The sequence below is a fragment of the Streptomyces milbemycinicus genome (assembly GCF_002154605.1).
Classification (GTDB): Bacteria; Actinomycetota; Actinomycetes; order Streptomycetales; family Streptomycetaceae; genus Streptomyces; species Streptomyces milbemycinicus.
Genome location: NZ_MUNE01000862.1, coordinates 1 through 4,579 on the forward strand (window position 1 = coordinate 1; position 4,579 = coordinate 4,579).

The 4,579-nt window shown below is 73.1% G+C and carries 4 protein-coding genes and 1 pseudogene; 1 reads left to right on the top strand and 4 read right to left on the bottom strand.

Annotated features, from left to right (window positions below; all coding sequences use genetic code 11):
- Positions 1 to 409, bottom strand: a 409-nt coding sequence (locus CCN51_RS47765) for a class E sortase (RefSeq protein ID WP_483883474.1), incomplete at its 3' end; no start/stop codon positions are given.
- Positions 410 to 515: 106 nt separating this feature from the next.
- On the bottom strand, positions 516 to 1,862 hold the full coding sequence (locus CCN51_RS47770) for a DUF445 domain-containing protein (RefSeq protein ID WP_014179273.1): 1,347 nt from the start codon (positions 1,860 to 1,862) through the stop codon (positions 516 to 518).
- Positions 1,863 to 2,132: 270 nt separating this feature from the next.
- On the opposite strand from CCN51_RS47770, the gene CCN51_RS47775 reads away from it, so the two are divergent.
- A complete protein-coding gene (locus CCN51_RS47775; protein WP_193383745.1) occupies positions 2,133 to 3,455 on the top strand; it encodes an SGNH/GDSL hydrolase family protein in 1,323 nt (440 codons plus the stop codon).
- 43 nt (positions 3,456 to 3,498) lie between these two features.
- Here the strand turns inward: CCN51_RS47775 and CCN51_RS47780 are convergent, their stop codons facing one another.
- Positions 3,499 to 4,275: a DUF1707 SHOCT-like domain-containing protein gene (locus tag CCN51_RS47780; protein WP_014179271.1), complete on the bottom strand. Its 777-nt coding sequence runs from the start codon at positions 4,273 to 4,275 to the stop codon at positions 3,499 to 3,501.
- Between the two features lie 68 nt (positions 4,276 to 4,343).
- Positions 4,344 to 4,579, bottom strand: a pseudogene (locus CCN51_RS58695) (methionine ABC transporter ATP-binding protein); the annotation flags it as partial.

Sequence of the window (4,579 nt, forward strand, 5' to 3'; positions counted from 1 at the left end):
CGGCCACCGGGGCGGTCAGCCCGATGCGGGAGATGCGCAGCACGGCGTACGTCTGGTCGCGGCGCGGGGCCCGGCTCCCGGCCGCCGCCGGGGAGGTACCGGCCGCGGCGCGGTCCGAGTCCGGGTCGGCGGCCCCGGAGTCACCCCCCGACGAATCCTCGGCCGAGCCGTCCCCGGCCCCCGCCCCGTCACGCCACTCCCGCTCCAGCGCCGCCACTTCCCGTTTGGCGCCCTCCCGCGCCTGCCGGTTGGTCCACCACAGCTGATGGACGACGAAGAGCAGCATGACGAGCCCGAGAGTGACGGTGATCTCCGCGCCGGTCCACAGGACCCGCGCCAGGACCGCCCGCCGCGGGCGCCGCCCCCGCACACGCCCCCGTACGACCACCGGTAACCGCTGCCGTCGCACGCCGACCTCCCTCCGGGGCCTCCCTCCGGGCCCCTCCGGTCGGGGCACCATAGGCCCCCTCCGGTCGGGGCACCATAGGCCCTGCGGCCCGCACTCTCCAGAACCGCTACGCGCCCAGCAGCCCCGAGACCGTATAGATCACCAGCCCCGCCAGCGCACCCACGACCGTGCCGTTGATCCGGATGAACTGCAGGTCCCGCCCGATATGGGCCTCGATCTTCCGCGAGGTGTGCTCCGCGTCCCAGCCCGCCACGGTCTCGGTGATCAGCGAGGTGATCTCGTCCCGGTAGGTGGTGACCACGTACACCGCCGCGTCCTCCAGCCATCCGTCGACCTTCGCCCGCAGCCGCCCCTCCGTGGCCAGCCGCGCGCCGAGCGAGAGGATCGCCGCCCGCGCCCGCAGCCGCAGCTCGCTGCGCTCGTCCTCGGCCGCCGCGACGATCATCGCCCGTACGGAGGCCCACGCCGAGGCGATCAGGTCCTGCACCTCGCCCCGCCCCAGCACCTCCCCCTTCAGGCGCTCCACCCGCGTCCGGGTGTCCGTATCGGACTGCAGATCGCCCGCGAAGTCGGCCAGGAAACGGTCCAGGGCCCCGCGCGCCGGATGATCCGGCATATCGCGCATCTCGCTGACGAACCGCAGCAGCTCCTTGTAGACCCGCTCACCGACCTTCCGGTCGACGAACCGCGGGGTCCAGCCGGGCGCGCCGCCGGCCACCGCCTCCATCACCGACTCGTTGTGCTCGACGAGCCAGTCGTGGGCGCGCAGACACACCAGGTCCACGGCCCGGTGGTGCCCGCCGTCCGCGACGATCCGCTCCAGCATCTTGCCGAGGCCCGGCGCGATCTCCTGCGCGTCGGCGCGCCGGGTGATCGCCTCGCCCACCACGGCCTGGACGTCGGAGTCGCGCAGCACCGTGAGCGCGCCGCGCAGGGCCGTCGCCAGTTCGGCCGTCACCCGGTCGGCGTGGGCGGGCTCGGCCAGCCAGGCGCCCAGCCTGCTGCTGATGCCGACGGACCGCAGCCGCATCCGCACCACATCGCCGGACAGGAAGTTCTCGCCGACGAACTCGCCGAGGCTCACCCCCAGCTGGTCCTTCTTGGTCGGGATGATCGCGGTGTGCGGGATCGGCAGCCCCATGGGCCGCCGGAACAGCGCGGTCACCGCGAACCAGTCGGCCAGCGCGCCGACCATTCCGGCCTCGGCTGCCGCGGCCGCGTACCCGGCCCAGCCGCCCGCACCGGCCGACCGCGCCCAGGTCGCCAGCGCGTACACGACGGCTACGGCCAGCAGCAGCGCCGTCGCGATCGTCTTCATCCGGCGCACGCCGCGGCGCTTCTCCACGTCCAACGCGGTCTCCGAGGAGAAAGCGGCCCTCGCGGCCGCGGGCGGCGGCCCCGCCTCACCCGTCGGCGTCGCTTCCATCGGGTCCATCGGGTTCATCCGGTCCATTCGCTCCACCCGGTCGAGCCGTCCCCTCGGTCATTGTCTCTTTCGTGTCTCAGTCCAGATTCCATCGCCTATGGAGTGGAACGTACGGGCGGTTCCCATCGTCTGAGTGGGCGAGCGACCCTGTGCGCCGGAGGCAGGCCGACGGGCGGACGCGTCCCGCGCCATGGGATCATGGTGAGCTGACCGGACCGCAGCGACGCCACTGCTCTCTCGCAGTTCACGTCCACTTCCGGAGCCCCAAGTTCCGCCTGCCCGAGGAGACACCCGCCCATGAGCGTGCCCCCTATGCCCAGACGCACGGCCTATGCCGTGCTCGCTGCGCTGGCGGCTGTGGTGGTCCTCGTCTCGACCGCGATATTCATCGGGGTCGGCAACAGCGACGGCAATATCGACACCGCTGCCGGCAAGCCCCGTAGCTCGGCCGCCCCGGCCTCGGCCGGCACCTGGGTGGGCACCTGGTCCACGTCCGCCGCCGCGGCCGAGCCGAACACGCTGCGGGGCTATGCAGGCATGTCGATACGGAACGTCGTCCACACCAGTGTCGGCGGCAGCCTGGCGCGCATCCAGCTGTCCAACTTCTACAGCGCCCGCCCGCTGACGATCACGCACGCCTCGCTGGCCCTGGCGGCCGCCCCCAGCAACCCCACCGCCGCCGCGGGCACGATGCGCCGCCTCACCTTCGCCGAGCGCGCGTGGGTGACCATCCCGCCGGGCCAGGCCGTCACCAGCGACCCGGTGCGGCTGGACATCCCGGCCGCCGCCGACCTGCTGGTGACCACCTACACCCCGCGCGCCTCCGGCTCGGTGACCTACCACCCGCACGCCCGCCAGACCTCCTACCTGGCGCGCGGCGACCGTACGGAGGACACCGCCGGGGCGGCCTACACCGAGCAGAGCCCCTACTGGCGCTATCTGACGGCCGTGGACGTGTTCAGCAGGGAGGCGCAGGGCACCGTCGTCGTCATCGGCGACTCCATCACCGACGGCATCACCTCCACCGCCGGGGCCAACCACCGCTGGACCGACTTCCTCGCCCAGCGGCTGCGCACCGAGCCCGGGGCGCCCCGCTACAGCGTGCTCAACTCGGGCATCAGCGGCAACCGCGTGCTGAGCGACGGCACCCAGGTCCCGCCGAACAACCCCAGCGCCCTGTCCCGCTTCCGGCGCGACGTGCTCTCCCGTACGGGCGTCAAGGCCGTCGTCGTCGAGCTGGGCGTCAACGACATACTGCGGACCCCGCACCAGACCGACCCGGACGCCATCGTCGCCGGGCTGCGTCGGCTGACCGAGCAGGCGCACGCGCGCGGGCTGCGCGTCATCGGGGCCACCCTGGCGCCCTTCTACGGCCACCGCGGCTACACCCCTCAGCTGGACGCCGTGCGCCAGCAGGTCAACACAGAGATCCGGGCGGGCAAGGTCTTCGACGACGTGGTCGACTTCGACCAGGCGCTGCGCGACCCGATGTTCCCGATCCGGCTGCGCCCGTCGTACGACTCGGGCGACCACCTCCACCCGAGCGACGAGGGCTACCGGGCGATGGCGCGGGCACTGGACCTGCAGACCCTCAAGGGCGGCGCGGCAGCCGCCCTCTAGCCGACCGGCCCAGTCCCAGTCGCCGCCCAGTCCCAGTCGCCGCTCAGTCCCAGTCGCCCTTCTCCAAGGACGGGCGCTCCGACGACCCGCGCCGCTCACGCCGTTCGGCATGGCGCTCCCGGCGTTCCGCATGGCGCTCGGCCCGCAGCTCGCGCCGCTCGGCGTGGCGCTCGGCGTGGAGCCGTTTACGCTCCTCCTTGAGGCGCTGGCGCTCCTCCTTGCGCAGTTTGCGCTCCACCGCCACACCGCCGAACAGCGCCAGGCCGGTGACGGTCACCCGCGGCGAACCCGGCGAGCCCTCACCGGACCCGCTGTGGTCGAAGGCGCCCATGATGCCGACGCCCCCGACCTGCACATCCATGTCCGGCGGGGCCGTCACCTGAATCCCGCCCATGATCGCGAAGCAGCGGATCACCGTATCGCGGTCCTCGAAGCGGGCCTCGCGCAGATCGATCTCCCCACCGCCCCAGAAGACAAAAGAGGTGAAGCGGCGCGCCACGGTCCAGCGGCCCTTGCGCTGAAAGCCGCCCATGACCGCGATCCCGGTCCGGGAGGTCGGCGTAGCGCCGATCCGCTCCGCCCAGCCGCCCTCGGCCGCGGGCATGGGGGCGGCGGCCGGACGGCCGGGCACCGGGAGGTCCCGCACGAGCGGTTCGAGTTCGGCATGGGTCCGGGCCCGGTACGCCGCGTCCAGTCGCTCCTCGAACTCCTCCATGGTGAGGCGTCCTTCGGCGACGCCGTCCCGGAGTGCGTCGGCGATCCGCTCGCGCTCGGCGTCCGAGGCCCGCATCTCCAGCCCGGTCTGAGGTTCGGGTGTCATATCCCCCGAGGATGCACCGCTCGTCATACGGACAGATTAACGGCGTAAGGCCGTGTGGCCCACGCCCTTCAGACCGGGTCGGCCGACGGCCGCGCGGACTTGCCCTCCCGCTCCGCCTCTCCCTCCCCCTCCGCCGCCCCTTCCGCATCCGGCTCCCGCTCCGCCTCCGCCGCTGCTCCCGCCCCCCGGGCGCCCCCCGCCGGATACAGCATCTTGGCGATCACGTCCTCGATGTCCGGCTCCCGCACCGACAGGTCCACCAGCGGATATCCGTCCGCCACCGCCGCCACGATCGGCGCGGCGC